This window comes from Streptococcus thermophilus (assembly GCF_010120595.1).
Lineage (GTDB): Bacteria > Bacillota > Bacilli > Lactobacillales > Streptococcaceae > Streptococcus > Streptococcus thermophilus.
Genome location: NZ_CP038020.1, coordinates 281,298 through 307,706, shown reverse-complemented (window position 1 = coordinate 307,706; position 26,409 = coordinate 281,298). Strand labels below are relative to the sequence as shown.

Below are 26,409 nucleotides of genomic sequence, written 5' to 3'. Positions count from 1 at the left end.
TTTTACTCCAAATCTATCCAATAGCGCTCAGTTTCGTTACAAATGTCCTCTAGTTGACCACCGTTGGCTAATATAACAGCTCGGCTGGCTGGATTTTCTGTGCTACAAGTGACCAGAGCACGCTGAATATTCTTCTCCTTGGCTACTTGCAGGCCTTGACGGAGAGATTCTTTTGCATACCCCTTGCCACGTTCAGATGGACGGATGGAGTAGCCAATATGACCACCTTTTTCTAGTAAGCGCCCATTTAAACGAAGACGAAGATGTAGAAAACCAAGAGCATGACCTGATTCGTTGAAACTGACCAGCTGTATAGCAGGAACCCAGTTTTCAGGGATATTAAGTCCTGCTTCTGACTGAAGATTTTCTTCTAGCCATTCTTCATAAATAAAATTGTCCGTGTTCCAAAATCCACCATCATGGACAGATTTCTCCCTTTCAAATTCACCCATCATGTCTAAGATAGCTTCTTTATCTGCTTGACTTGGTCGGCGTAAAATCATCTTATTTCTTCTTTCCAGCTTTTTTTAAAAGGGCTTGGACACGTGCTTTTTTGTCATTTTTGACGGTTGCATTTTTTTCGTGGTAACGTTCCACCTGTTGCATACCTTTATAATCTAATTGATATTTACCCATTGTATTCCGTTCTAAAAACTAAATAAGCAAAGCAGTTGGAGGGAGTTGGAGGGTATTATCCAGCTGCTTCTAGTTTATTATAATGCATTATAGGTCTTATTAGAGATGTTTGCCACCATATTTGATGGTTGAACCATTCATATGTTTGACTCGGGCTGAGATTTCTTTGTGGCGTCCTTTAACCATAGGGCGGGCCTGTGGATTCCCTAAATAACCGCAAGTACGTTTGACGACATCAACTGTTTTAGGATCTGTGTTACCACAATTAGGGCACATGAACCCACGTTCTGTTGGAGTGAAATCCCCTTCAAAGTCACACTTGTAGCATTTATCAATTGGAGTATTAGTGCCAAGATAGCCGACACGGTCATAGGCAAAATCCCAAACAGCTTCAAGTGCCTTAGGATTTTGTTGGAGGACTGGATATTCACAATAATGGATGAATCCACCAGTTGCACCAACCTCTGGGTAATCTTTCTCAAATTCCAACTTTTCAAATGGTGTTGGATTTTTACGGACATCGTAGTGGAAGGAGTTGGTGTAATATTCTTTATCTGTGATATCAGTTACGACACCGAATTTTTCAGTATCCAATCGACAGAAGCGATCTGTTAAACTTTCTGATGGTGTTGAATAAACAGAGAAATGATAGTCATATTCGTCAGACCAACTTTCACAAGCATTTTTCATCGCTTTAACGATATTTAAAGTAAATGTCTTGGCTTCTAGATTAGTTTCCCAATCGCTACCATAAAAAACAGATGCTACTTCATAAAGTCCAATGTAACCAAGTGATACGGTTGCACGACGATGTTTGAAGAGTTGGTCGACGCTGTCGCATTTACGCAGACGCTGACCAAAAGCGCCATACTGATAAAGAATAGGTGCATTGGCAGGTGTAGCTTCTTTTACCCGCTCAACTCGGTAAACGAGAGCATCTTTGGCAATTCCCATTCTTTCTTCAAAAATTTCCCAAAATTTATCTTGGTCTCCTTTAGACTCTAGCGCAATTCTAGGGAGATTAAGGGTGACTACGCCAAGATTCATTCGTCCAGAATTAACTTCAACGCCATTTTCATCTTTCCAACCCTGAAGGAAGGAACGACATCCCATAGGGGCTTTGAAGGAGCCTGTCAATTCAATGATTTTGTCATATGATAGGACATCTGGATACATACGCTTAGTTGCACATTCAAGTGCTAGCTGTTTAATGTCGTAGTTAGGTGAGTTAGGTTCCAAGTTAAGTCCGCGTTTTAGGGTGAAGATGAGTTTTGGGAAAATGGCTGTGCGGTGCTCTAATCCAAGGCCTAAAATACGAACTTGGAGGATAGCTTTTTGGATTTCACGTTCAAACCAGTTTGTTCCCAAACCAAAACCGAGAGAGGTAAATGGTGTTTGACCATTTGAGGTGAAAAGCGTATTTATCTCATATTCAAGAGATTGCATAGCATCATAGATATCTTTACGCGTTTTAGCACGAGCATAGTCTTCCTGTTTTTCCTCAGTCACCCATTCTTTAGCATCTGCTAAATGTTTCTTGTAGTTGAGTTCTGCATAAGGCGCCAAGAATTCATCGATGCGATCTGCTGTACAGCCACCATACTGACTAGAGGCAACATTTGCGATGATTTGTGAAATTTGTGCTGTTGCAGTTTGAATGGATTTGGGACTTTCTACTTCAGCGTTACCGATTTTAAAACCATTTGCCAACATGCCTTTGAAGTCAATCAAACAACAGTTTGTCATAGGCGTGTAAGGGCTATAGTCTAAATCGTGGAAATGGATATCTCCCTTTTGATGAGCATTTGCTACATGTGGAGGAAGCATCTTAAGTCCAACGGATTTTCCAACAATACCTGCGGTTAAATCACGTTGTATATTGTATAAATCACTATCCTTATTGGCATTCTCATGAACAACAGCCTGATCTTTATTAACCAGTTTGTTAATGGTGAAATTGATATCAGTAGCCTGAGAACGCTCAAAATCACGTTTGGTACGGTAGTTAATGTATTCTTGAGCGATAGCGTATTCGTTAGCTTCGAGTAACTCATGCTCTACGATACTTTGAATTTCGTATATTTTGATATTGTGAGAGAAGCGATCATTGATTTCGGCCACAACACGGTTGGCAATTCCCTCCAATTTAGTCTCAATTAATGGTGTGATAGGTGTAATAGTTTCGCTTGCTTTGAGAATAGCTTCATATATTTTACTTGAATCAAAAGTAACCATACGCCCATCGCGTTTGATAACTTTGATATCGGGGTTGACTGTAACCTTTTCTTTTTCTAATGTAATCATCTAAAAATAACCTCGCTGCTAATTATAGCACTAATTATAGCACTAGGCAAAAAAAAATCAATATATTGTGGTATATTTTTATCTCAACCACTATATATTGATTTTCGACCTATTTTAGGACATAGATAGTATATCGTTCAACGCCTTTTACAGGTGCTTTTTTATAGTTTTTTGAAAGTGTCGATTTAAACTCAGAAGGCAATTGCGTATCTTGTTGGACAACAAGATATTGTGCAGAATCTTGAACAAGAGTGTCTAAAAGAGCCTTTTGATGACTTGATTTAGCTGTGTTAAGATCAGGAAGAACAAATGGTGAAGCTGATTTACGATTACTTTTCAAATAAATTTTTGCTGATGAATCATAAACGTAAATAGTTTCATCTTTCTTGGTATTTTTAGCGAGGTAATTTGCGACACTGCTACGTTCAGCATTATTTCCTAAATCAAATAGGAACATGATGATTGGTATAGCAAAGGCAAATGCAAAAACGACTATAGGTAAGAAATAATTACGGCTAAGGAAGATACCAAAAACTTTTAGCGTGCGGATTTGGTTATCATTACGACGTCGGTGAGAGGTTCGCTCCGCTCTCTTTTTAATAGCATCATCCAGAGAAAGTGCAGTCAAGACTAAACCATATGGGACGATGGTAAGAATGCTGTAAAGTCCAAAACTTTGAGAGAATAGACTGTAAACTAGTGTAAAGATAAAGCTAAGGATTAATACCCATTTAATGCTTTTATCTTTAGCATCACCAAGGAGGTGGTTACCTGTAGTAACTACACCAATAAGGAGTCCAGAACCTATAACAGCAAAACTTTGGTAAGCCAATGTCAGTAGGAAGTTATTTTTTTCTACAGCGAGTTGTGTAAAGTTGTAAACTAGAACTTGATTAATATAGTCCGAAGTGATTTGCAAGTTTAGGATGAAATAAAGGCATAGGTACAGTACTAAAATATTACCAAAAATAATACAAAGGACTTGATAAAAACCACGAGCAAAGTGCTTGTTGACAAGATTGTAAACAAATATTGTCACAAGTGACAATACCCAGAAAATAAGAGTTCGAGCTTCAAAGAGTGCTCCAGCAGCACCAGCAAAACCGTAAAGAATAAAGGCTTCATCACGACTGTGACCAGCAAAGTACCGGGTTAAGAAGAAAATAGCACCGAGGACAAAAGGCATGGCAAATTGGATAGGATAGAGTCCACCAAAACCAAGTGTCCCATTAATTAAAAAGAAAATAATACTAATTAGAGTTGCAATTTCCTTCTTATTTGTCATATGCATGACAACCTTGTAAAGGTAGCTGCCAGAAAGATAGTAGGTTAGAAACTGTATTGGAATTAACCAAAGAGTAGACCCCAGACGAAAAGCTAGAGAAATTAGGAAATAATAGAAGAACCCACCTGTCGCAAAAAAGTCAGAATAGGGTAAACTACCGTTGGCAAACATTTTTGCAATGTAAAGGTTTTGGGATTGTATATTATTGGAAAAGTCTGTAAAGCAAGGGACTGATATACTACATGCACTCAAAATCAGACTGAGGATAAGGATATGTGCTTTATGCTTACAAGGAAGTGAAATCTTAGTTTTTTTTTCTTTCTGATAAGAAGTTGATTCTTTTGTACGCCCTTGAATTGTTACTTCACCCTTTTCAGATTGCTTATCATGTGTATGAGATTGATGGGGGCTTCGATGATAACCTTGATAGCTACCTGATCCTAGGATATTGTCTTTGTTATATGGACTCAAATTAAACTCCTTTGCTGTCATTTTGAAAGTTACAAATAAGGGAAAAACCCAAAATCTCTTATTTAAAGTATATCAGATAATACCATTTAGTCAATTTCTCTCTTATTTCTTACATTTAAGAAAAAACCTTCTAAAAAAGAGACTGAAATAAACTATTTCAGTCTCTTTTTTAGAAGTAAATGATTAGGCTTAGTTACGCCCAATATTATTTTTTAGTTTTCATCGATAAAGCTATTGAAAACTTCTTCAATCATATCCCATTCAGCATCTGAATCTTCAGGAATTGGTTGAAGGTCGCCTTCAGTGCCGTCCTCATTTTCAGTGAATGAGTATGCCTGGATTTCGATTTCTCCATCTGCATCTTCTTCAGCACCAGCTGGAACCAAAAGAACGTAGTTCTTACCGAATTCTTCACGTCCATCAATCGTTAATAAGATTTCAAAAAGTGTTTCATTCCCTTGTTCGTCTACTAAAGTGATGACTTCATGGTCATGGTTGTGATCGTGATTGTGTGACATATTGTTCTCCTTTTTGAAGAGAGTACTCAATAGTGAGGAGAATCTAGAAGTTCTGATTGGTAGTTTACTAGATTGTCGCTCGACTAATCGGTCTCTATTTACAGTTTATTAAAACATTCGATCGAGGTAGTTTTGCAAAATAAGTTGAGCAGCCAATTTATCAATAACTTTTTTACGCTTACCACGGCTGACATCTGCTTGTTCAACTAACATACGTTCTGCCTGAACAGTTGTCAATCGCTCGTCTTGGTAATCTACAGGAAGGTTAAAGATTTCCTTGATTTTATCACCATAAGCTTTGCTAGCCTCAACACGTGGTCCTTCAGTGTTATTCATATTTTTAGGGAGACCAATGACAAATTTATCTACCTGATATTCTTTAACGAGTTCACCTAGACGGTCGAAGCCAAACTCTTTATCTTCCTCGTTAATTTTGATAATTTCAACGCCTTGGGCCGTAAAACCAAGTGGGTCACTAATAGCAACACCCACTGTTTTTGAGCCAACATCAAGTCCCATTACTCGCATTACAGGTCAGTTCCATTTCCTTTAAGATAATAGCGAACGAGTTCTTCAACGATTTCATCACGTTCGTATTTGCGAATTTGGTTACGGGCATCATTGTAACGCGGAACATAAGCAGGGTCACCGCTCAGAACATAACCAACGATTTGGTTGATAGGATTATAACCTTTCTCAGCCAACGAACGGTAGACATTTGTCAAAGTATTACTGATTTCATCTTTATCACCGTCGTTTAGGTTGAAAAGAACAGTTTCATCTGTAAATCCCATACTGACACCTTCTTTCTATAAGGATTATCTATTAGTTCCTTATTATAACATAAGTATACCCAAAAGTGAAAGACGATGAACACTAAAAGAGATGACTGATGTCATCTCTCTTAATGTCTAATAAGATTAAACGCGTTCAACTTTACCAGATTTAAGTGCACGAGCTGAAGCCCAAACTTTTTTAGGTTTACCGTCGATAAGAACAGTAACTTTTTGAAGGTTAGGCTTAAAGACACGTTTAGTTTTGTTCATAGCGTGTGAACGGTTGTTTCCAGAAACAGTTTTACGTCCTGTAAAGTAACATACTTTAGTCATTTCGTGTTTTCCTCCTAGGTAGAATTTATTACGGATGTGCTAGCACCACATACCAAAATATTCTATCATAAGAATTTAGGTTTGACAAGAACTATTTATAATTTCTTTTTACAGAAAAATAGTATATTCTTATTATAAGAAGAATAAATAGTTAAAAAAAGGAGAGAAGATGCCAGATAATCTTGCCTTACGCATGCGTCCACGTTCAATTTCAGAGGTGATTGGTCAGAAACATTTAGTTGGTGAAGGTAAAATTATTCGCCGTATGGTAGAGGCGAATATGCTGTCGTCAATGATTCTCTACGGACCTCCAGGAATCGGGAAAACCTCGATAGCCAGTGCTATTGCAGGAACAACAAAATTTGCTTTTAGAACTTTTAATGCCACTGTCGATAGCAAAAAACGTCTACAGGAAATTGCAGAAGAGGCTAAATTTTCAGGTGGTTTAGTTCTACTTCTAGATGAGATCCATCGTTTGGATAAAGCAAAACAAGATTTTTTGTTACCATTATTAGAGAACGGAAATATTATCATGATTGGTGCCACAACCGAGAATCCGTTTTTTTCTGTAACACCAGCCATCCGTAGCCGTGTACAAATATTTGAGTTGGAACCACTCTCTAATGAAGATATCAAGGAAGCTATTTTGAATGTTCTAGGGGACAAGGAGCGTGGCTTCGCCTTTGAGGTTCACTTAGATGATGATGCTCTAGATTTTATTGCGACAGCTACTAATGGTGATTTACGATCGGCATATAATTCTTTGGATCTGGCTGTCATGTCGACACCAGCTTCAGGAAATGGGCAGCATCATATTACTTTAGACATAGTGGAAAATAGCTTACAACGCAGTTATATTACTATGGATAAAGACGGTGATGGGCACTATGATGTCCTTTCTGCCTTGCAAAAATCTATTCGAGGATCTGATGTTAATGCCAGTCTTCACTATGCGGCACGTTTGGTTGAGGCAGGGGATTTGCCTAGTCTAGCACGTCGCTTGACTGTGATTGCCTATGAGGATATTGGTTTAGCTAATCCAGATGCACAAGTTCACACGGTCACAGCCTTGGAAGCTGCACAGAAAATAGGTTTTCCGGAGGCACGTATTTTGATTGCCAACGTAGTTATTGACTTAGCATTATCACCTAAGTCGAATTCGGCTTATAAGGCAATGGATGCTGTCCTGGCGGATCTTAGAAAGTCTGGGAATTTACCTATTCCGCGTCATCTGAGAGATGGACACTATGCTGGAAGTAAGGCACTGGGTAATGCACAAGATTATAAGTATCCACATGCCTATCCTGAAAAGTGGGTTAAGCAACAATACCTTCCAGATAAATTAAGAGGAGTCAATTATTTCCAACCTAATGAAACTGGGAAATACGAAAGAGCTCTTGGAGCTAATAAAGAACGAATCGATAAGTTATCTAGATAATACGAGAAGAATCAACGAAAACGATTGCAAAAAAAATGATTTTTCCTCTTGCAATAATTTTCAAAAGTGGTATTATAAAAACATAGAAATTGCTGTGGTATACGAATCCACATATAAGTGTTGACCGACTAATTTTTGTATTATCGGGAGACAGAGGTCTATTAACAGTGTGCAGGCTGGCTCACCCAGAAGCAACTGAAGTTAGTAGCGAGTCGCCCACCTGCTTTTTTACGTCGCGGGTTCAATACAAACTGTGGATCATCGGTACCAATACAGCATCCAGCCTCCTTAGCTCAGTTGGTAGAGCAGTGGACTCTTAATCCATGGGTCACAGGTTCGAGCCCTGTAGGGGGCATCAAACTTCAACAGTAAAAGCCTTGATAACCAAGGCTTTTTTGCTTGTCTTAAGAGCATTTGCCCCATCGTTTGCCCCACATTTTTTTATGAGCAATCTTTCCAGATATCTCTGATTTGATTAAATTCCTCAAAAATTTTCTCTTCTAAAGTGTGTCCATATACTTCTACCAACATTGAAATATCTCTATGCCCTAGAATTTTTGCAATAACTCCAAGGTCAAACCCTTTGTGCCAGAGGTAGCTTCCATAGGTGTGACGTGCTCCTTTTGTCGTGATAATTGGATAAATGTCCAACTCATTTAAGAGAACACTCAAAGCTTTATTGACGCTTGCAATATCTGGAACTGAATGAATATATCCAAAATGTTGAAAGATCATTCGATATCGATTTTTGATTCCTAACTCCATGTTTGCTCTTTCTTGCTCCGTTTGTAAAAGGCGCAAAATTTTGATACACTCTTCGTCTATTGGAACCATCCGAATAGACGTTTTATTTTTTGGTGGAACAAACTTATGAGAGAGAGTATTATACCTCCTGTATGTTTTTAACAATCCTCTGTCAAAATCAACCTCATTCCAAGTTAACGCTACTAACTCTCCAAACCTCATGCCTGTTTTTAATAGAAAATAGACGATATAAGGAACAATTGAACGTTGGTAATCGAATTTTCTCTTTACTGCTAAAAGTAAATCCAGATAGTCCTTTTCTGTATGTAAATATTTCTCTTCTGTCATCTGTTGTTCTTTGGATGAAAACAACTCGACATGTTGTGTAAAATCATCTATTAGAACTTTGTCAGCAATTGCCATTTGGATGCTCTGATGAATCCCCGTATTCAATCTACCAAGAAAATTTCTACCAACTGTTTGCCCATACTTATTCATAATTCTTTGGTATTCACTCGCACGAATTTGAGTGACTTTTTTATTTCCAAATAATCTTTCAATTGTGTTTTTACGGAGAAGATATTTTTTCTTTGTTTCTTCCGACCTACTACTTGGTAAAATTTTTAGTTCAAGCCATTCTTGATATAGATCGGCAAGAGAAATATCTCTAGAAATTCTTTTTCCTAAACGAAGTTCTTGCAGAATCGGTTCAGCTTCTGACTCTGCAAGTTTTTTTGTTTTAAAACCGCTATTATGAGCAACAGTTTTTCCTTCGTTACGAATTTCATAGGTCCATAAATTACTATCTCCTCGCTTTCGGTAACGAACACTTGCCATATTACGCCACCTCTGTTCCTAGAATCTCATTTACAACACTTTTTGGAACAACCATCAAACGTTTGCGATTATAAAATGTATAGCCTCGTGATACAAGTAATTCTCTTGCCTGATGGATGATATCATTTGCAGTGTGAGGGCGATAGCCCATTTCAATTAATTCTTTGTTGCTAATTAAATTATTATCCATAGTTATCCTCCTTATTGATTTTCTAAAGTCAGAAACTCACCTACAAGTAGTTGTAATTCTGTATTTAATTTAGGGAGATTCTGTATTAATACTTCTTTTAATTCTTCCGCAAATTGATTCGTTTCTTCTCTCAATAGTTTGCGGACTCTTGTTTTTTTCTTTTTGATGCTGTCTGATTTTAAATTTGGAAAAGCTAATGATAACAGTTCAGGATTGCTTAGAAAGATAATTGTAAAGGCTCTTTGATCCACTCGAATATGTTCTAGCTTATAAAATCCGAAATTATCAAGTCGATTCATAATATCTTGCACCATATCCTCCCCAATCGCTTTAGTTCTGAGTTGGAACTCTAGTCTCCACCAAAACGGATTTACACCCAAATCTAGCTTCTCTTCGCGCTTATGAGCAATGATTTCTTTATTCTTATCATATAACCTAACTTGTACATTACTACCGCTAGAACCCCAATATTTCGTCTCTAATTCGCCCCCTCTACCATAGAAGACCTTATGGGTAACACCACCTTTAATATGTTGCAAATTAACGATTTCAGGCCTGTTGAAAATGTCAAATGTCAAATCAAAACGAGACAAACGTACCGTCAATGAATTCAATCTGGCAAAGTACATTAATTGCCTCCATACTTTCATTCCATCAAATTCTTTTAAAGTGTTAGGATTGAAATCAATCCGAATCAATTGTTCACCTCCATAAGTGGATAATTGGAAAAATATAATATTGATTGAATCATACTCATTAAAATCCTTAGCTAAAGTAAAGACATCATCTCGCACGTTATCATGTATTTCAAATGAGTCAACTCTTGTACTTATTGCCTGTTTCAGATTTTTGAAAATTCGTCTTAGGGAACCAGTGTCTGTATCCCAGATAACCGTTAATCTATCAATACTGACATCTAACCTCTGTACTAATTCTCCTATTTCACATCGTTCTTGAATGCTTCTTAAATCTTGTATAGAAACCAACAAAATTGTCCCCCCTTCTTTTAGATTTTTTAGGCCTCAGAAACACCGTCAAATCAACGTTTGCTCGTTCCGTCGTTCTTTGGACGTTGTCCTAAGTGTACCTTTTTGCTGGCTGTTAGAATAGCCAGCTTTTGCTTGGCTAGAAATTGTCTGGACGGCAGCCTGCAGGACTTCGCCTGACTTCACGTCAGGCTCGTCCCTTGCCCTTGTCCACACAATTTCTAGCTCCAAGGCTTCGAATAGTCATCAGTCATAGTCATAGTCTCGTCCTCAAATTCCTCCTCACTCACTATTCCTAAACATATGAGCTATTTGTATCATTTATAACTTATTTATAAGTTATAAATATATTTTATAAAAAAATATTTTAATCAGTCAACTAAAAACTTGATTTGTAAGTTTATAGGTGATAGAATAAGTTTAAAATACAACATAGGAGTTTATCATGACCTTTATTATTCAGAATTTTGGACCCAATTTGGCACGACTACGCATAGAAAAAGGAGTAAGTCAAACTCAACTTGCGGAAGATTTAGGAATCGGTAAACAATCCATCTCTGACTACGAAAAACAAAAAAGCTATCCTACCTTTGCAAATTTGGATAAGATAGCAGAATATTTTAATGCAACTCCAACCCAACTATTTGGAACTAGTAAAGAGATTGAATTAGAAAAGAGTGTTCTTGAATCGAATGAATACTCTGATAAAGTAAGTGAGATCTTAAAGGCTGTCAAATACATCGAAAATTTTCTAGAAACTGATGGACAGTACTTAGAGGATTTACTTTACCTAACAAGAGGCAAACAACTATACACAGAAGATGGAGACGAGTTGTATACTGATCCAACTTCTCAGAAAAGAACATTTCATAACCAATATGAACCTGGTTTTATTGTAGCAAGAGACAAATCTCCACTAGAACTCTTGATTGAAAATAAGGAATTATTTGATAAATAGAAAAAGCGAGTTTGAACTCGCTTTTTCTGTTATGAAAGAAATAACTTATTTTCTAGTTTTTTAGATAAATCCTCTCTCCAAATATCCGTCACGGTCGCTTCTTCCCAGTTCTTTGGGCTTACGCAAGATTTTAATCAATTTTGAGTTAAAAATAAATACTCTAAATACTCATTCAATTCATTAATTATTTAGTCAATGGTTGCTTTGTATCCACAATTCCAAATAGTTCTAAATGAGATTTTAGGAACTTTGAAAACTTTAAAAAACGCATTCTTATCACTTTGAAGATAAGAAAAGAGAGAACGAATTGTGTCCTCTCTCGATGTTAGCTTTTCATCAACTCAAGACAGTTGACAAAGAGCCTTTCAGATATACAATTTGTCTATAGACACTATTGGCATAACTACTTTTTCAAATGAATCACTTTATCATAGCGCTTCAAGTCTTCCTTGGTGTAGTGGTGAATGACCTCCACCACAGCTTGAGGAAGTGAAAAGAGCAGCTGGTTGATTTTTTCTTGATTTTTGGCGTCCAGGTTAGCCTTGACCTCATCTGCTAGGATAAACTGTCGCTTGTGATAGAGAGCACGGGCGATTTCAAGGCGCTGTTTTTCACCGCCTGATAAAGTTTGGTTGCTGGGTACCTTGCCTTTTAGGCTGAGGAGCCCTGTTTCTTGCAAGATGTTATCCATTTTTTGCTGGTCAATTTCCTGTCCCAGAGCGATGTTTTCCTCCACAGATAAATCGTCAAAAACATGACTAGATTGCAAGATATAGGCACCAGCCTGATAGAGTTGACAGCTGGTTAGTTCCCGTCCTTGATAACGAATTTGCCCCTGACTAGGATGGATTTCCCCGTATAGGATGTTGAGCAGGGTGGTTTTGCCCGCTCCGCTTTCTCCGATGATAGCAATCTTTTCCCCAGCGTGGATAGTCAGATCACAAGGAGCTAGAATGGTCTCCCCATCCTTCTCCACACTGACCTGCTCCAACTGGATAGGAAAGACAGATTGGTCAAATATGCTGTCAGTAGCCAACTTATTTCCAAACAAGTCTTGATACTTATCGCAGAGGGACTTGGCAGACTTGCGGGTATTGATAAAGTAGGACAGTTCTTGAAACTGGTAGCCGATGTTGTGGGAGACCAGATAAATGCCGACAAAACTAGCCGCAGAAAGGTAGTTCTGGTAGGTCATGAATCCGCCAATCACAATGGGCGCCACAGAGCAAAATGCATCTATACTGTTGATAAATAAACTGTTCAGTGACCGTTGCTTTTCGTAGGACACTTCTTCTTGCAACGCCTGTTCTAGGTCTTTAGAAAATCTCTTGAAAAACAAATTCTGGCCCTGATAATGACGAATAGGAGCAACACCTGCAATCATATTGTTGACACGGGCGATATAATTCTGATTTGCCAGGGATTTTTGCTCCGCAATCCCATCCAAACGCTTCGAACCCAGTCCGCTACACAAAACTGGTACCGAGTAAAAGATGATAAACAATAACCCCAGATAGAAATTGGTCCAGAGGGCATATGCGATGGAAACGACTGTAAAACCTAGCGAGGATACGATAATGACGGTCGGCTCTATATAGCTATTTTCCAACTGTTGGACATCATTTTCCAGATCAGACAGCACCTCCTCATCAGGAATCTGACGGCTGTATAAAAAAGTCCGAAAAATAGCGCGTTTTATCCCAACCTTAAAGTCAGTCATCAAACGAGCATAGTAATAGCGCTTCCCAGCCAAGCCCAGGACAAGCACCAGATTGCCCCCAATCCCCCAGAGCAAAATCTGCCAGAGGAGATGCAACTGGCGGTTGGTAAAACTAGCGACGATATACTGGATAAGGGCAGGGGTGATAATGGCCTCTAACCAAGTGATGACGATGGCTAGAAAATAGAAGGTGAGATGTTTTTTCGTTACATAACTCCTAAGCATAGCGTATAAACCCCCTAAAATTATTTACCAACCTAGATAATTTTTCTCTGTCCTTGGATAAATATATAATCTGTTTAATACAGTATTCCATCAGTTCTGGTTTAGAGCATTCAAGAAATTCCCCATCTTCACTAATTACAGAAGAATATCCATCAATAACATTGGCAACGCATTCCAAGCACATACCTCTACACCAGCAGTTTTTACACTTTTCAAAGTTATCTTTGTTGTTAAATGATTCCGCTTTAGGACTGTTGTGAGTTCCCCAAAATCTGAAACATAGTTTCTTACTACCATCTACATCATAAGTTAATGTATTCGAAGGGTCAATATCATCACAAAATGTACGATTCGTACTCTTGTATATCATTGATATTAATACATCATATAAAATAGGACTGATAAATGCCTTCTCATTGTTGTTGATTACATGTTGAATGGATTTATCTATGAACTGTTTTCTTTCAGCCAAACTTTTTTCCATTTCTTTCACAATTAGCACTTTATTTTTAGTAAAAACATCATTTATATTAAAATGCACATCCATATCAGTAAAATATTGAAAGATATCTTCTCTACTTAGACCATTTTTTTGATGAAGTCTAGTATATGTCGAGGCTATTTCAAAATTTTCATAATCAATATTCTTTAAATAATTAATAAAACGTAATGTTTTTCGATGGCTCCCTCTTCCTCTGAGTCTATCATGAACAATTTCTGGTCCATCTAAACTTATGGTTAAATAAGGATGAAATTTAACAAGCATTTCTTTAACACGCTTATTTAAAACAGTACCATTAGTAACTGTTTCAATTTTCACTACATTTAATAATGTAGATAATTTTTCTATAAAATATATAAATAATTCTATATTTAAAAAAGGTTCTCCCCCGAAAAGTATGAGACGGTTGATTTGTGTAACTCCTTTACTTGCTATCTCTTGGATAATATTATCAGCAGTAGTTAAATCCATAATACGATTATCCATACCATAGTTACCACCATCTGCATAACAATACGAACAAGATAAATTACAACTATTAGAAATATTTATAACTACTTTTTTTAATACACCATCTTCAACAGAATCTAGAGTTGGTGAACTTTGTTTTGAAATAGGTGACAAAGATAAAGTAAAATTAACAGAATCAAAATAATATGTTCCTATATCTGTTTCTATTGTCTTTATCATAATTATCCTCCAGACTAAAAACTGAGATGAGGAATCACTCCTCATCTCGGAAGAAGCTATCGACCACCGCCACAAGAATGACTTGGACCACAGCTAGCATTAATTACATACCCTTGATCAAACTCTAAAAGTTCTTCAAGGTCAATCACCTGAAGTTTTTCCATGGTTTTTACCTCCTTTATTTGATAGTTTCATTATATAACCTTATCAGAAGAGGATAATATTTTCCCTTATACGCAATTCACCTCATGTCATCTAATACTTTTTGTAAATAATTTTCAAATTTTATAGCTATTTGATTGCTATCTACCAATTTCGTGGCAGCAATACATTTTCTCATTTCCAAAACAGCATGTCGATTATTATTTTTCTTTAGATCATATAAATTATTAGCATAATGGAGCACTAGTTTTTCATACATTTCAGTCTCTGAAAAGTTACAATATTTTAGCTGTTTTTCAAAATAAAGAGCGTCCATCCATTCATTGCGTTCAATACAGGTGATATAAGCATTGAGCAACATAGTTGCCAATAAACGTCTATTATTTGGAATATCTCTATAAAAATCCGAACGATGACACATTTCTTTGGCTAAAATCATCATTGTGTTACGATTAAAAGCGTCTATTGTATTCATAAACAGTAGCAATTCATAATAACCCCAGTATTCCGCAGAAAACAAGTAATCACTGATAGTAACAATCTCTTGGTCTGTTACATAAGTTTCTCCTGATAAATCCTGTAATCTTATTTTAATCAAAATTGTGTTAAATGAAGCGAAAGGTTCCTTTTTATCCTTCTTTTCCATTTGGCTAATTAATAGCTTTTTCATTCCGTCTATATCACGATTTGATACTAAATACCGAATCTTTTCTAAAAGTTCATTAAAGTCATCTCTGCGGAAATCACGTACAGCGTAAACAAATTCTTCGATAGGCATATGTATTGCATCTAACGCTAAAAAAAATTTGCTGATGGTTAAATCAGCCTCATCATTTTCAAATCTTGAGAGATGGGAACTTGAAAGACCTGATTTTGCAACATTTTTTAAAGATAAACCTCGAGATTCTCTAAATTTTTTAAAAATTTTTCCATATTTCATTCTAGTCACCTCCTAAATTGCTTATAAGGGAAATTTCTTCACAAATATTAAAAATATTATATCATATAAGAAAACGAAAAGAGGTATTTACCATGAATAAAAAAGCATTGTTTAGTTTGTTGTTTGTAATACTTGAAGGTATTATCGTTATCGGAGTAGGTTAGCCAAATGATAAAGAGATTAGGCAAGAAACCTTAAAAATAAAAAATAGCTTAGAATTGCGTCATTATAAACGTTGATTCCAAGCTATTTTTGGTTATTAAAATTTTAATCAGAAGGGTAAACTTGTAGTTTTTGCCCAACCTCTCTTGATTTTATGGAAAAAGAATCCCGTATTTTGGATACGAAATGCTTTCAATAAGTGTAAATCAGTTTTAACGTTTACTAAATTTCGATGCTTTACGAGCCTTTTTCAAGCCTGGTTTTCAAAGCAAGTTGGAAACCTTTATGAGTCATTCGTTTTTGCCCCACTTTTGCCCCATTTTGAAATAATTATATTTAAAAATGCTCCAAGTATCTTCTAAAAATAACTTATATTTCAACATTTTTGATTATTTTCAATATGAAAAATTCATACAAATTCATGTAGGGGGCATCTAATTTCAACAGTAAAAGCCTTGGTTTACAAGGCTTTTTTGCTTGTTTAAATGAAGTTTGTCCCACCATTTGTCCCACATTTTTGGCTCTTTGTCAACTGTAGTGGGTGACGGAAAGACTGTTCAGGGAGCAATTATCGAGACAAAAAAGATAAGATATTAGGATTCAAAAATAAAATCAAAAAAGCTATCACTGGTTGTTGTGATAGCTTTTTTAGATTCCTATAAATCCTAGTGGTTCGATTTATAGTTTCTATTTTTTATATTGACTCAAATCCTGTTTCATGAGGAAAAAGAAAATATCACCGTAGGTTCCATGATAGTCTAAATCGTAGCCATTATAGGTTAATTTTTGGACAGGATAATAGTCTGCCACACCAATTAGACAAGCATGTTGAGATTGCTCAAATTCATCATAACTGTTAAAACGAACAACTCTTTCTTGTTTTGCAGAATCAAGATAAGTAATTTCAATCATATTTTTGCCCCTCTTTCTTTATTCCAAGATTTTAATACCAGAGATTATATCTGTCAAAGAAAATAACTGATATATCTAAAGATAAAACAAATTACCCTTTACCATCTTGAAAAGCGGGATAAAGTGTCATGCCACCATCAACAAATAGTGTAATACCAGTGACATAGCTTGATTCATCCGAAGCTAACCATGCAGCAGCTGCAGCGACTTCTTCAGGTTTCCCGATACGATGCATTGGAACCATCCTAGCAGTTTCTTCGTATTGGAGTGGATCTAAGAATTTATCGGAATTGATAGGGGTGTTAATAGCTCCGGGACCGATATTATTAACACGTATGTTACGTTTTCCGTACTCCATAGCTATCGTTTCAGTGAAAAGCTTTACTCCACCCTTTGAAGCAGCATAATTCGCAAATCCTGGCCATGGAATCTGTTCATGAACAGACGACATGTTAATAATATTTCCTTTTCTCTCATTATCAGTAAAATATTGAAGAGCAACCTTAGATCCTAAAAACACACCAGTCAAGTTAGTTTTTATAATACGATTCCAATCATCTAAACTCAATTCATGAGTGGCGCTGCGATTCTCCACGCCTGCATTATTAACCCAGACATCGATACTGCCAAAAAACTCAAGAGCTTGGTCCAATAATTTTTTGACTCCAGATTCCTCACCAATATTGGCTTGAACAGCTACCCCTTTACCACCAGCTTCTTCAATAATGCGAACAGCTTCTTCAGCTCCTTTACTGTCAGAAAAATAGTTGACAACAACATTCATGTGTTCGGTACCAAAACGTTTAGCGATAGCAGTACCAATGCCTTTTGAGCCACCAGTAACAACGGCAGTTTTTCCCTCTAATTCTTTGTACATTAAAGACCTCTTTCTCTTTGGTACTGTTATTATAACTCCTTATTCCTAAAAGCGTATTGAAAATGCTTGGGAAAATTTTAACACGTTTGATTGACAAGTTGTAGCGTTGCTTTACTTAGTTCAACTTGTAATAAAGAGAAAAAATAAAAAGTGTCATTATTTAAAGGAAATATTGAAGCGTTTTCAAAAGTGTTTTATAATAACTTGAAATTAAATTAAGTGAGAGAGTTTTATGAAATTTTATTCCCATTCATCACAGAGTATGGTAAAGGGGGCTTAATGTGGTGACTTACTAAAGATACTCTTCAAAGTCGGGAGTGTCTAATGTTAGGGAAATTATGTTATTAAGTTTTGTCCCCGATTTGTCCCTTTTTCAATTTTAAATAGTGGCTACTGTTAAAAACATGTGCTTCAAACCATTGGTAATTCAATGATTTTTGACTAATATAAGTTGAAATTTACTTTTAAAATGCATGTAGGGGGCATCTAAATACAACAGGAAAAGCCTTGATTTACAAGGCTTTTTTTGCTTGTTTAAACATGAATTATTGCCTCGTAAGATATCTGCTTTATGTTATGATATCAGTCAAGCAATAGAATTGAAGAAGGAGGCATGTGTTGAAAATTGCAATCATTGGCTATAGTGGTTCTGGAAAGTCGACTTTGGCAAGTTTTTTAGGTCAACACTACAGTTCTGAAGTACTTCATTTAGATAAAATTCATTTCACATCAAACTGGCAAGAGCGGACAGTTAATGAAATGACTGATAATATATCAAAATTTATGTCACAAAAGGGTTGGATTATCGAAGGTAATTACTCGACTTGTCTTTATGAAAAACGTATGAGAGAAGCAGACTGTATTATATATTTCAACTTTAACAGATTTAATTGTCTCTATCGGGCTTTTAGGCGATATTTAAGATACAAGGGGTAGACGTGTCCTAGCATGGCGGAAAATTGTAATAAAAATTCGATTTCGAATTTGTGAAATGGATTCTATTAGATGGACGTTCACAAAAGAATGTAACGAAATTTAAAGTTGTTGTAAAAAAAGTATCCTGACAAAACAATAGTTTTAAAGAATCAAAAGCAGTTAAACAATTATATGAGATACTGTCAATAATTATGTGTAAACACTCAAGTAGAGTTGAAGAATGTTAATCAAATAAGCTTTCAAGTGTGTCAGCACATTGGCCAAACCCTTTATGGATGCGTTGATTTTGCTTGAAATTATAATCTTCAAACAGGGTAACTAAATAACGTTCCAGAGCCTCCTCGTTAGGAAAAAGGACCTTCTTTTTCGTTTGACGTTTGATTTCTTTGTTAAGAGACTCAATGAGGTTTGTCGAATAAATGCTATGCCAAATCTGGTAGGGAAACTGATAAAAAGTTAAAAGATTATCCGTATTCTCCAGACTTTCCATGACTTTCCTATACTTTGGTTTCCATTCGGCGATAAAGTCCTCTAAAGCTTGCACTGCCATTTCTAAATTTTCAGCACGATAAATCGTTTTAAATTGCTCCAGAATAACCGCTCTATCTGCTCGTTTCACTTTACTAGCTAGATTTCGACTAATATGAATTAAGCAACGTTGTTGTTTAGCTAATGGGTAAGCCTGATTGATAATCTCTTCAAGCCCCTTGAAGCCATCGGTCACTACAAGAGAAACCTGTTGGATTCCTTGGTTTTGAAGCTTGTCTAACAGGGTGGACCAAGAAGCATTGTTTTCATTTGGGGCGATTTCATATCCAAGAACAGCCTTCTGTCCTTCTGGTGTAATGCCAAGTGCGATATGAATACATTCTTTACTAACGGTTCCAAGTCTTAAGGGGAGATAGGTTCCGTCAAGAAATAAAACAGAGTAATTGGCTTCTAAGCTTCGCTCATGAAAAGTAGCGACATTCTCCTGAGTTGCTTTTGAGATATTAGAAATTGTGGCAGGACTATAGTGATGACCATACATTCGCTCGATGATATCACTAATTTCTCGAGTCGTTACACCGGTTTGATAGAGTTTGATAACCATCTCTTCCAAGTGGTCATCTCGACGTCCATAAGCGGGAAGCAAAGCTGGACTAAAGTTCCCATTACGATCTCTAGGAATACTCAACTGAACAGTCCCATATTTGGTTTCGAATTTCCGTGCATAGCTTCCGTTACGACTATTCCCAGAATTATAGCCTAATTTATCGTAAGGTTCATACCCTAAAAAGGCTGATAACTCTGCTTGAAGCAGATCATTCATTGCTGTTTCAAGAGAAGTACGGAAAAATTCATCAATATCTTGCTTTTGGGCTAGGAAGTTAAGTAGTTCTGTGGTAACTGAGTCATAGGAATAAATCTCTTTCTAGTAATGTTTTGCAACTCTACTATAACGGATTTATTCCTTTTTGTGTTTACACAACTTATTTTACACTACCAATTTTAATACTTTAGATACAATATAATTCAACCAATATGAAAATAAAAACAAATAACAAAAATTAAAAAAAGTAAAGTTCAGAATTTTTTGAATTGACATTATTTTTCATGCGGTGTATAATTGTCTAAAAATATGAAGGAGGTACCCAATATGAAAGGTACAATCTTGAATTAACCACACTTGGTTAATCGGTTTAATCTATTTGGCTATATCTCTTGATATAGTTAAATAGATTTTTTTATTATAAATGGGAAGGATTAATTTATGAAATACAAAACAAGCTTAACCGCTACTACACTAAAATCTAATGAAAACTTAATTGGTATTGGCAGTAAACAATATACAGTTAATGATGATGAATTCAATTTATCACTAAAGATTCTAGAATTTCTACTTACAGAAAAAGATGAAGATGAAATCTTAAACTGGTTAGATAGTAATAATATTGATAAGTCGGTTTTTAAAAAATTAGTAGCTAATAAATTAATCACTACTAGTAAAGCTGTTTTCCAAAAAGAAGATACTATGGAATTTAAAAACGGACTTTATCTGGACCTAATAATAAATAACGTTCAAGATGTTCTAACTAAATTTAAAGAAACAACCTTTGTCATTATTGGTTGTGGTGGCATTGGAAACTTTATGAGTTATGCTTTATCGGTCTACTCTCCTAAAAAATTAGTTCTTATCGACGGTGATAAAATTGAAAGAAGTAACTTAAATAGACAATTTCTATTTACGATAAACGATATCGGAAAATACAAGTCAGAAGTAATTGCTGATGCACTAAAATTACGTAATCCTAATCTTGATATTGAAGTATATACAGAGTTTATAAGTACTAATAATATCAATAATATTCTTGAGGGCAAAGATACTAATTCAATGTTTGGGATATTATCTGGAGATGACGATACTGCTGTTTCAATATCATCAAAATACTTTCTCACCAATAATGTTCCATTTGTAAATATTGGTTATTTAAATGATATTGCTGTAATCGGTCCTTTTGTTATTCCTCACAAAACTTCTTGTCCTTTCTGTTATGGAACATTTTCAATCAACGGCGAGATTAATTCTAATGATGAAACAATGGCACAGTTGCATAATCAATATGCCTCACCATCAAGTATTATTAATAATTCACTAGCATGTGATTTAGCGCTATCGGATATTATTCAATATTTTGCAGGTAATAATGATAGTATAAAATCCCTTAATGCTCGAGTGGGTATTAATAGTAACTCCTTTGAAAAGTATGTCCTACCTAATACCAAGGACCCTAACTGTAGTATATGTGGTGGCACACTAGATGATTAAAAAACAAATTTTTCATTATCTATTTGCAACTTTCTTAGTTACAGTTGCCTATACACTACCTCATTCAATACTTACAGTCTTATTACTAGAAAAAGGACTATCAATTTCTCAAATATTAATAATACAGTCTGCATACAGTCTAGCAATTATATTGTTTGAATTTCCAAGTGGAATGCTATCAGACAATTGGTCAAGAAAGTATTTATACTTATCATCAAGAGTTTTATTAATAATTATGTTTCTTATTGTCCTTATATCTTCCAACTTCTATTTTTTATATTTAGCTTGGTTTATATATGGGATTGCAGCAGCATTTGAAAGCGGTACTTTGGATTCCTATTTAATAAATAAATTGAAACGTTCATCTAATGATAAACTTATTGAATCTTTTATTTCTAAAGATAATAAAATTCAATTTGCATCTATGATTATCGGTAGTGGTATAGGTGGTATTCTATATTTTATGATAGGTATAAAAATATATATTATTGCTATAATATTAGTTTGTTTATCTATTTTTGATATTGGCTTTTTCTTCCAAGAAGATAGAGATTACTATAAAGAAAAAATAAATATAGATACTTTTAAGAAACAAATTTCTATAAGTTTTAAAGAGCTAAAAGAAAATAGTATTCTTAGAGTTATTATTGTTTTTGACTTATTAACACAGTTATTTTTTCAAGCACATTTTCAATTGTGGCAATCCTTTTTATTGGAAAAAGGTATTGATAAACGATATTTCACAGCTTTCTATTTTCTTTTTCAAATAATCAGTATCCTATCCTATTCTATACATACAGACAAACTACAAAAGTTAGTTAACTATCGATTATTTCTCTTATTAGTTATTGCCTTGCCTTTATTTTTCTTATCAAACTTGCCCGTAGTTTATCTTATAGCCTATATTTTATATGTCTTTATATTTTATATAATTCAATTTGTCCTAAATATATATTTTAATAAACAGGTATCAACGAAAACAATATCTTCGTTAATATCTCTCAAGTCAACAATCTCTAGGATAAGTGGATTATTAATTTTATATGCTTTAAGTTTTTTACTGAATTATATGAGCGTTAGTCTTGTGATAAGCTCAGCATTCATTCTCTCCCTTTTATCTATATTATTGTTATTAAATTACTTTATTAAAAATTATATTTAACTATGTAGTATAAGATAAAATATGAAACAAAACTTGTTGTGAATTTGTTGCGAAACAAAAATTCTTTTAAAATATAAAGATACTAAAATCGCATAAAATCAATAAAAATCCTTTTCTCTATATGTATAAATCTCTATAAACTACCTGTAGGGGGCATCTAAATACAACAGGAAAAGCCTTGATTTACAAGGCTTTTTTTGCTTGTTTAAACATGAATTATTGCCTCGTAAGATATCTGCTTTGTGTTATGATAATAGTCAAGAAACAGAATTGAAAAAGGAGACATGAGTTGAAAATTGCAATCATTGGCTATAGTGGTTCTGGAAAGTCGACTTTGGCAAATTTTTTAGGTCAACACTACAATTGTGAGGTACTTCATTTAGATAAAATTCATTTCACATCAAATTGGCAAGAGCGAACAGTTGATGAAATGACTGACAATATATCAACATTTATGCTACAAAGTGATTGGATTATTGAAGGGAATTACTCGGCCTGTCTTTATGAAGAACGTATGAGGGAAGCTGACTGTATTGTCTATTTCAACTTTAACAGAGTTAATTGTCTCTATCGGGCGTTTAGGCGTTATTTAACATATAGGGGAAAGACACGTCCTAGCATGGCAGAAGGCTGTAATGAAAAATTTGATTTTACATTTGTGAAATGGATTTTATTAGACGGACGTTCTCAAAAATATGTAGAGAGATATAATGCAGTTGTTAAAAATTATTCTGACAAGACAATTATTTTAAAGAATCAAAGGCAGTTAAATGATTATATGAAGCAGGTTAAATAGCTGATAGTTATACATAATAAGCAAGGTTAAAAAGATATAGTAAATAACTAGTTGCAATCTTAGCTATAACTGTCAGAATATTTTGATATAAAAGATTTCATCGTTGAACAATTAGTCTCTTTTCTGATATAATAAACTGTAACGCAAAACTTGTGGGTGAAATTCCCACCGTGAAGTTTTTCAAGAAAGGTGGGGACAGCCTCGTAAAGGTGGAGCTGTCCGTTATCAAAATAATATGACATCAGTAGTTGTTGTGGGTACCCAGTGGGGTGATGAAGGTAAAGGGAAAATTACAGATTTCCTAAGTCAAGATGCCGAAGTGATCGCACGTTATCAAGGTGGGGACAATGCAGGTCACACGATTGTTATCGATGGTAAGAAATTCAAATTGCACTTGATTCCATCAGGTGTTTTCTTCCCAGAGAAAATCTCTGTCATTGGTAATGGTGTCGTAGTGAATCCTAAATCACTTGTCAAAGAGTTGGAATATCTTCATACAGAAGGTGTATCAACAGAGAGTCTTCGCATTTCTGACCGCGCACATGTTATCTTGCCATACCATATTAAACTTGATCAACTGCAAGAAGCTGCTAAAGGTGACAATAAAATTGGTACAACTAACAAAGGTATCGGTCCGGCCTATATGGATAAGGCTGCGCGTGTTGGTATCCGTATTGCCGATCTTTTAGACGAAGAAATCTTTGCTAGTCGCTTGAAGACAAACCTGGCTGAGAAAAACCGTCTTTTCAGTAAGATGTATGAGTCTGAAGAGTTATCATTCGATGAGATTTTCGAAGAATACTACGCCTACGGACAACAAATTAAACAATACGTCACAGATACATCTGTTATCTTGAATGATGCTCTTGATGCAGGTAAACGTGTCCTCTTTGAAGGAGCTCAAGGAGTTATGCTTGATATTGACCAAGGAACATACCCATTTGTAACGTCATCAAACCCAGTTGCTGGTGGTGTTACAATTGGTTCTGGTGTTGGGCCATCTAAAATTAATAAGGTTGTGGGTGTATGTAAGGCCTATACAAGTCGTGTCGGCGATGGTCCTTTCCCAACTGAGTTGTTTGATGAAGTGGGTGAACGTATCCGTGAAGTTGGCCATGAATATGGAACAACAACTGGACGTCCACGTCGTGTGGGATGGTTTGACTCAGTGGTAATGCGTCATAGCCGTCGTGTATCAGGTATTACAAACCTTAGCTTGAACTGTATCGACGTTCTTTCTGGTCTTGATACTGTGAAAATTTGTGTAGCCTACGATCTTGATGGTGAGCGCATTGATTACTATCCGGCTAGCCTTGAGCAATTGAAACGTTGTAAACCAATTTATGAAGAATTGCCAGGTTGGGAAGAGGATATTACAGGTTGCCGTAGTTTAGATGAGCTTCCTGAAAATGCCCGTAATTATGTTCGTCGTATTGGTGAGTTGGTCGGTATACGTATCTCTACCTTCTCTGTAGGACCTGGACGTGAACAAACAAACATTCTTGAGAGTGTTTGGTCAAATATCTAATAATGAAGATAAAGGGCTCTTTGTCAACTGTAGTGGGTGACGAAAAGCTAACATCTAGAGAGGACCGGATAGGTCCTTTTTTTATGTATGTTCAGTGTGATGAAGACACGCTTCTTAAAGTTGATAAAGTTTCTAAAACCGAAGCCCAAACGTTTGATGTCTTTGATCAACTTATTAGTCGCTTCAAGTTTCGCGTTTGAATAGTCCGTTTCTAGTGCGTTTTTGATGTATTGCTTGTGTCTAAGAAAAGTCCTAAAGACAGTTTGAAAATAATGATTGACCTTGCTCCTATTTTCCTCTATCAGTTCAAAGAACTCATCTACTCTCTTCTCCTGAAAGTGAAAAAGCAAAAGCTGATAAAGTGTATAGTAGTCAGTAAGCTCTTTTGAAAAGACTAGTGTCTTCGCAACAACTTCATGTGGTGCTAAAGTTTGGCGGAAAGTCTTTGAATAAAAAGAGTTGAGAGATAGTTTACGGCTGTCCTTTTGGAAGAGTCGCCAGTGATTTTTCAAGGCTCGATAGGGTAGTGACTTCTTATCGAACTGGTTCATAATTGCAATTCTTGTCTTTAAAAAGGCACGTCCAAGGTGCTGGATGATGTGGAAACGATCAAGAACGATTTTTGCGTTTGGAAAGAGCTTGCGAGCCAGTGGAATATAAGCTCCAGACATATCCATCGTGATAAACTGTACCTGTTGTCGGACTTTCAATGGATACTTCAAAAAGTAGTTTCGTATAGTAGTTTGGCGGCGATTATCAAGGATGGTTATGAGTTGGATTGTCTCATAGTTTTGAGCCACAAAAGCCAATTCCCCTTTCTTGAACCCAAACTCATCCCAGGACATAACAGCAGGGAGTTTGTCATAATGTTCCTTGAAAGTAAACTAATCAAGCTTACGATAGACAGTGGACGTCGACACGCGAAGTCTTCTTGCAATATCAGTTAGTGACACCTTCTCAGTTAGGAGTTGTGTAACTTTTTGTCGGACTAGATTGGAGATTTGGCAGTTTTTCTCAACGATAGATGTCTCAGCCACCGTTACTCTCCTACAATTTTTACACTGGAAACGACGTTTTTTCAGACGTAGTAGAGTTGGCGTTCCCGCTTGCTCGAGAAGAGGGATTTTAGAAGGCTTTTGAAAGTCGTACTTGATCATCTTTCCATGGCAATGAGGACATGATGGTGCAGGGTAATCAAGTTTTGCTTGAATCTCGATATGAGTGTCAGTTTCAAAAACAAGTGAAATCTTGATATTTTGGTCTTTGATTCCGATTAATTCTGTGTTATTCTTAATAAGTCTCATAAGTTCTTCCTAATGATGGTTTAGTTGCTTTTCATTATAGTTCTTATGGGACTTTTTGTGTACACTCAAAAAGCTCTATAATCCCTACAGTAGTTTTACCCACTACAGAAATTATAGAGCCAGATAAAGAATCTAGGAAACTAGGTGCTTTTTTCTTTAGTCAGTAAACATAATAAGGTTCTAAATGACTTGGTAACTGTTAAAAAAA

At 35.7% G+C, this 26,409-nt stretch carries 25 protein-coding genes, 1 tRNA gene, 1 other RNA gene and 2 pseudogenes; 9 read left to right on the top strand and 20 right to left on the bottom strand.

Annotation, left to right across the window (positions count from 1 at the left end; genetic code table 11):
• Positions 1-2: 2 nt before the first annotated feature.
• The 8 genes from E3C75_RS01620 to rpmB form a co-directional block, all read right to left on the bottom strand.
• On the bottom strand, positions 3-503 hold the full coding sequence (locus E3C75_RS01620) for a GNAT family N-acetyltransferase (RefSeq protein ID WP_011681736.1): 501 nt from the start codon (positions 501-503) through the stop codon (positions 3-5).
• 1 nt (position 504) lies between these two features.
• Positions 505-636: a hypothetical protein gene (locus tag E3C75_RS11960; protein ID WP_002885877.1), complete on the bottom strand. Its 132-nt coding sequence runs from the start codon at positions 634-636 to the stop codon at positions 505-507.
• A 99-nt stretch (positions 637-735) separates the two neighbouring features.
• Entirely contained in the window at positions 736-2,940 is a 2,205-nt protein-coding gene (gene nrdD, locus E3C75_RS01615) for an anaerobic ribonucleoside-triphosphate reductase (protein ID WP_111679752.1), read from the bottom strand.
• Positions 2,941-3,049: 109 nt separating this feature from the next.
• Positions 3,050-4,696 carry an MFS transporter gene (locus E3C75_RS01610; RefSeq protein WP_100284808.1) on the bottom strand — a complete coding sequence of 549 codons (1,647 nt, stop codon included), beginning with the start codon at positions 4,694-4,696 and terminating at the stop codon, positions 3,050-3,052.
• Positions 4,697-4,908: 212 nt separating this feature from the next.
• Entirely contained in the window at positions 4,909-5,214 is a 306-nt protein-coding gene (locus E3C75_RS01605; RefSeq protein WP_011681733.1) for a DUF1292 domain-containing protein, read from the bottom strand.
• Between the two features lie 108 nt (positions 5,215-5,322).
• Positions 5,323-5,742 (bottom strand): Holliday junction resolvase RuvX, encoded by a 420-nt coding sequence (gene ruvX, locus E3C75_RS01600; protein ID WP_111679751.1) that lies wholly within the window; start codon positions 5,740-5,742, stop codon positions 5,323-5,325.
• A complete protein-coding gene (locus E3C75_RS01595) occupies positions 5,742-6,008 on the bottom strand; it encodes an IreB family regulatory phosphoprotein (protein WP_111679750.1) in 267 nt (88 codons plus the stop codon). Before E3C75_RS01595 ends, ruvX begins: the two co-directional genes overlap by 1 nt.
• A 126-nt stretch (positions 6,009-6,134) precedes the next feature.
• A complete protein-coding gene (gene rpmB / locus E3C75_RS01590; RefSeq protein ID WP_084826191.1) occupies positions 6,135-6,323 on the bottom strand; it encodes a 50S ribosomal protein L28 in 189 nt (62 codons plus the stop codon).
• Between the two features lie 169 nt (positions 6,324-6,492).
• On the opposite strand from rpmB, the gene E3C75_RS01585 reads away from it, so the two are divergent.
• The 3 genes from E3C75_RS01585 to E3C75_RS01575 all read left to right on the top strand — a co-directional run bounded on the left by E3C75_RS01585 (position 6,493) and on the right by E3C75_RS01575 (position 8,116).
• Positions 6,493-7,761, top strand: a complete 1,269-nt coding sequence (locus E3C75_RS01585; RefSeq protein WP_084826190.1) for a replication-associated recombination protein A — start codon at positions 6,493-6,495, stop codon at positions 7,759-7,761.
• Between the two features lie 86 nt (positions 7,762-7,847).
• A non-coding RNA gene (gene ssrS / locus E3C75_RS01580) (6S RNA) lies at positions 7,848-8,043 on the top strand.
• Positions 8,044-8,116 (top strand) — tRNA-Lys (locus tag E3C75_RS01575). It begins immediately after the preceding RNA gene.
• 86 nt (positions 8,117-8,202) lie between these two features.
• Here the strand turns inward: E3C75_RS01575 and E3C75_RS01570 are convergent.
• The 4 genes from E3C75_RS01570 to E3C75_RS12090 are packed head-to-tail and all read right to left on the bottom strand — an operon-like array spanning position 8,203 to position 10,749.
• Entirely contained in the window at positions 8,203-9,342 is a 1,140-nt protein-coding gene (locus E3C75_RS01570) for a site-specific integrase (RefSeq protein WP_002885655.1), read from the bottom strand.
• A gap of 1 nt (position 9,343) precedes the next feature.
• Positions 9,344-9,532 carry a DUF3173 domain-containing protein gene (locus E3C75_RS01565; protein ID WP_000369785.1) on the bottom strand — a complete coding sequence of 63 codons (189 nt, stop codon included), beginning with the start codon at positions 9,530-9,532 and terminating at the stop codon, positions 9,344-9,346.
• Between the two features lie 11 nt (positions 9,533-9,543).
• Entirely contained in the window at positions 9,544-10,521 is a 978-nt protein-coding gene (locus E3C75_RS01560; RefSeq protein ID WP_084829163.1) for a replication initiation protein, read from the bottom strand.
• Positions 10,522-10,566: 45 nt separating this feature from the next.
• Positions 10,567-10,749: a hypothetical protein gene (locus E3C75_RS12090; RefSeq protein ID WP_024704268.1), complete on the bottom strand. Its 183-nt coding sequence runs from the start codon at positions 10,747-10,749 to the stop codon at positions 10,567-10,569.
• A gap of 214 nt (positions 10,750-10,963) precedes the next feature.
• On the opposite strand from E3C75_RS12090, the gene E3C75_RS01555 reads away from it, so the two are divergent.
• Complete coding sequence (locus tag E3C75_RS01555; RefSeq protein WP_014608793.1) at positions 10,964-11,476, top strand: helix-turn-helix domain-containing protein; 513 nt, start codon at positions 10,964-10,966, stop codon at positions 11,474-11,476.
• A 403-nt stretch (positions 11,477-11,879) separates the two neighbouring features.
• Here the strand turns inward: E3C75_RS01555 and gggC are convergent, their stop codons facing one another.
• The 6 genes from gggC to E3C75_RS01530 all read right to left on the bottom strand — a co-directional run bounded on the left by gggC (position 11,880) and on the right by E3C75_RS01530 (position 17,666).
• Positions 11,880-13,421 carry a streptosactin export ABC transporter GggC gene (gene gggC, locus E3C75_RS01550; RefSeq protein WP_100273380.1) on the bottom strand — a complete coding sequence of 514 codons (1,542 nt, stop codon included), beginning with the start codon at positions 13,419-13,421 and terminating at the stop codon, positions 11,880-11,882.
• Positions 13,414-14,613 (bottom strand): streptosactin maturase GggB, encoded by a 1,200-nt coding sequence (gene gggB, locus E3C75_RS01545; protein WP_014622048.1) that lies wholly within the window; start codon positions 14,611-14,613, stop codon positions 13,414-13,416. The genes gggC and gggB overlap by 8 nt, the downstream gene beginning before the upstream one ends.
• A 56-nt stretch (positions 14,614-14,669) precedes the next feature.
• Positions 14,670-14,777 (bottom strand): streptosactin, encoded by a 108-nt coding sequence (gggA, locus tag E3C75_RS12330; RefSeq protein ID WP_002953591.1) that lies wholly within the window; start codon positions 14,775-14,777, stop codon positions 14,670-14,672.
• A 77-nt stretch (positions 14,778-14,854) separates the two neighbouring features.
• On the bottom strand, positions 14,855-15,715 hold the full coding sequence (locus tag E3C75_RS01540) for an Rgg/GadR/MutR family transcriptional regulator (RefSeq protein WP_167740654.1): 861 nt from the start codon (positions 15,713-15,715) through the stop codon (positions 14,855-14,857).
• Between the two features lie 849 nt (positions 15,716-16,564).
• Positions 16,565-16,789: a DUF4649 family protein gene (locus E3C75_RS01535; RefSeq protein ID WP_111679749.1), complete on the bottom strand. Its 225-nt coding sequence runs from the start codon at positions 16,787-16,789 to the stop codon at positions 16,565-16,567.
• Positions 16,790-16,880: 91 nt separating this feature from the next.
• Entirely contained in the window at positions 16,881-17,666 is a 786-nt protein-coding gene (locus E3C75_RS01530; protein ID WP_111679748.1) for a glucose-1-dehydrogenase, read from the bottom strand.
• 618 nt (positions 17,667-18,284) lie between these two features.
• Here E3C75_RS01530 and E3C75_RS01525 point away from each other — a divergent pair.
• A pseudogene (locus tag E3C75_RS01525) lies at positions 18,285-18,791 on the top strand (DNA topology modulation protein).
• 34 nt (positions 18,792-18,825) lie between these two features.
• Here E3C75_RS01525 and E3C75_RS01520 read toward each other — a convergent pair.
• The gene (locus tag E3C75_RS01520) at positions 18,826-20,010 is read right to left on the bottom strand and encodes an IS256-like element IS1191 family transposase (protein WP_111679747.1); all 1,185 of its coding nucleotides are present in this window, start codon (positions 20,008-20,010) and stop codon (positions 18,826-18,828) included.
• A gap of 345 nt (positions 20,011-20,355) precedes the next feature.
• Between E3C75_RS01520 and E3C75_RS01515 the strand changes: the two genes are divergently transcribed.
• From E3C75_RS01515 to E3C75_RS01500, 4 genes are all read left to right on the top strand, one after another.
• Positions 20,356-21,411, top strand: a complete 1,056-nt coding sequence (locus E3C75_RS01515) for a ThiF family adenylyltransferase (protein ID WP_111679746.1) — start codon at positions 20,356-20,358, stop codon at positions 21,409-21,411.
• Positions 21,404-22,573, top strand: a complete 1,170-nt coding sequence (locus E3C75_RS01510) for an MFS transporter (RefSeq protein ID WP_014295309.1) — start codon at positions 21,404-21,406, stop codon at positions 22,571-22,573. The genes E3C75_RS01515 and E3C75_RS01510 overlap by 8 nt, the downstream gene beginning before the upstream one ends.
• A 289-nt stretch (positions 22,574-22,862) precedes the next feature.
• Positions 22,863-23,369, top strand: coding sequence for a DNA topology modulation protein (locus E3C75_RS01505; RefSeq protein ID WP_084829161.1), 507 nt, complete (start codon positions 22,863-22,865; stop codon positions 23,367-23,369).
• 235 nt (positions 23,370-23,604) lie between these two features.
• The gene (locus tag E3C75_RS01500; RefSeq protein ID WP_111679745.1) at positions 23,605-24,897 is read left to right on the top strand and encodes an adenylosuccinate synthase; all 1,293 of its coding nucleotides are present in this window, start codon (positions 23,605-23,607) and stop codon (positions 24,895-24,897) included.
• A gap of 54 nt (positions 24,898-24,951) precedes the next feature.
• Here E3C75_RS01500 and E3C75_RS01495 read toward each other — a convergent pair.
• Positions 24,952-26,201: pseudogene (locus E3C75_RS01495) on the bottom strand (ISL3 family transposase).
• Between the last annotated feature and the right edge of the window lie 208 nt (positions 26,202-26,409).

What these genes read in the sequence shown, in the direction of transcription:
- ruvX (WP_111679751.1), bottom strand. Translation starts at nt 5,742, where the DNA reads ATGCGAGTAATGGGACTTGATGTTGGCTCAAAAACAGTGGGTGTTGCT.
- rpmB (WP_084826191.1), bottom strand. Translation starts at nt 6,323, where the DNA reads ATGACTAAAGTATGTTACTTTACAGGACGTAAAACTGTTTCTGGAAAC.
- gggB (WP_014622048.1), bottom strand. Translation starts at nt 14,613, where the DNA reads ATGATAAAGACAATAGAAACAGATATAGGAACATATTATTTTGATTCT.
- E3C75_RS01540 (WP_167740654.1), bottom strand. Translation starts at nt 15,715, where the DNA reads ATGAAATATGGAAAAATTTTTAAAAAATTTAGAGAATCTCGAGGTTTA.
- E3C75_RS01515 (WP_111679746.1), top strand. Translation starts at nt 20,356, where the DNA reads ATGAAATACAAAACAAGCTTAACCGCTACTACACTAAAATCTAATGAA.
- nrdD (WP_111679752.1), bottom strand. Translation starts at nt 2,940, where the DNA reads ATGATTACATTAGAAAAAGAAAAGGTTACAGTCAACCCCGATATCAAA.
- gggC (WP_100273380.1), bottom strand. Translation starts at nt 13,421, where the DNA reads ATGCTTAGGAGTTATGTAACGAAAAAACATCTCACCTTCTATTTTCTA.
- E3C75_RS11960 (WP_002885877.1), bottom strand. Translation starts at nt 636, where the DNA reads ATGGGTAAATATCAATTAGATTATAAAGGTATGCAACAGGTGGAACGT.
- E3C75_RS01620 (WP_011681736.1), bottom strand. Translation starts at nt 503, where the DNA reads ATGATTTTACGCCGACCAAGTCAAGCAGATAAAGAAGCTATCTTAGAC.
- E3C75_RS01585 (WP_084826190.1), top strand. Translation starts at nt 6,493, where the DNA reads ATGCCAGATAATCTTGCCTTACGCATGCGTCCACGTTCAATTTCAGAG.
- E3C75_RS01595 (WP_111679750.1), bottom strand. Translation starts at nt 6,008, where the DNA reads ATGGGATTTACAGATGAAACTGTTCTTTTCAACCTAAACGACGGTGAT.
- E3C75_RS01510 (WP_014295309.1), top strand. Translation starts at nt 21,404, where the DNA reads ATGATTAAAAAACAAATTTTTCATTATCTATTTGCAACTTTCTTAGTT.
- E3C75_RS01530 (WP_111679748.1), bottom strand. Translation starts at nt 17,666, where the DNA reads ATGTACAAAGAATTAGAGGGAAAAACTGCCGTTGTTACTGGTGGCTCA.
- E3C75_RS01570 (WP_002885655.1), bottom strand. Translation starts at nt 9,342, where the DNA reads ATGGCAAGTGTTCGTTACCGAAAGCGAGGAGATAGTAATTTATGGACC.
- E3C75_RS01500 (WP_111679745.1), top strand. Translation starts at nt 23,605, where the DNA reads ATGACATCAGTAGTTGTTGTGGGTACCCAGTGGGGTGATGAAGGTAAA.
- gggA (WP_002953591.1), bottom strand. Translation starts at nt 14,777, where the DNA reads ATGGAAAAACTTCAGGTGATTGACCTTGAAGAACTTTTAGAGTTTGAT.
- E3C75_RS01535 (WP_111679749.1), bottom strand. Translation starts at nt 16,789, where the DNA reads ATGATTGAAATTACTTATCTTGATTCTGCAAAACAAGAAAGAGTTGTT.
- E3C75_RS01555 (WP_014608793.1), top strand. Translation starts at nt 10,964, where the DNA reads ATGACCTTTATTATTCAGAATTTTGGACCCAATTTGGCACGACTACGC.
- E3C75_RS01605 (WP_011681733.1), bottom strand. Translation starts at nt 5,214, where the DNA reads ATGTCACACAATCACGATCACAACCATGACCATGAAGTCATCACTTTA.
- E3C75_RS01565 (WP_000369785.1), bottom strand. Translation starts at nt 9,532, where the DNA reads ATGGATAATAATTTAATTAGCAACAAAGAATTAATTGAAATGGGCTAT.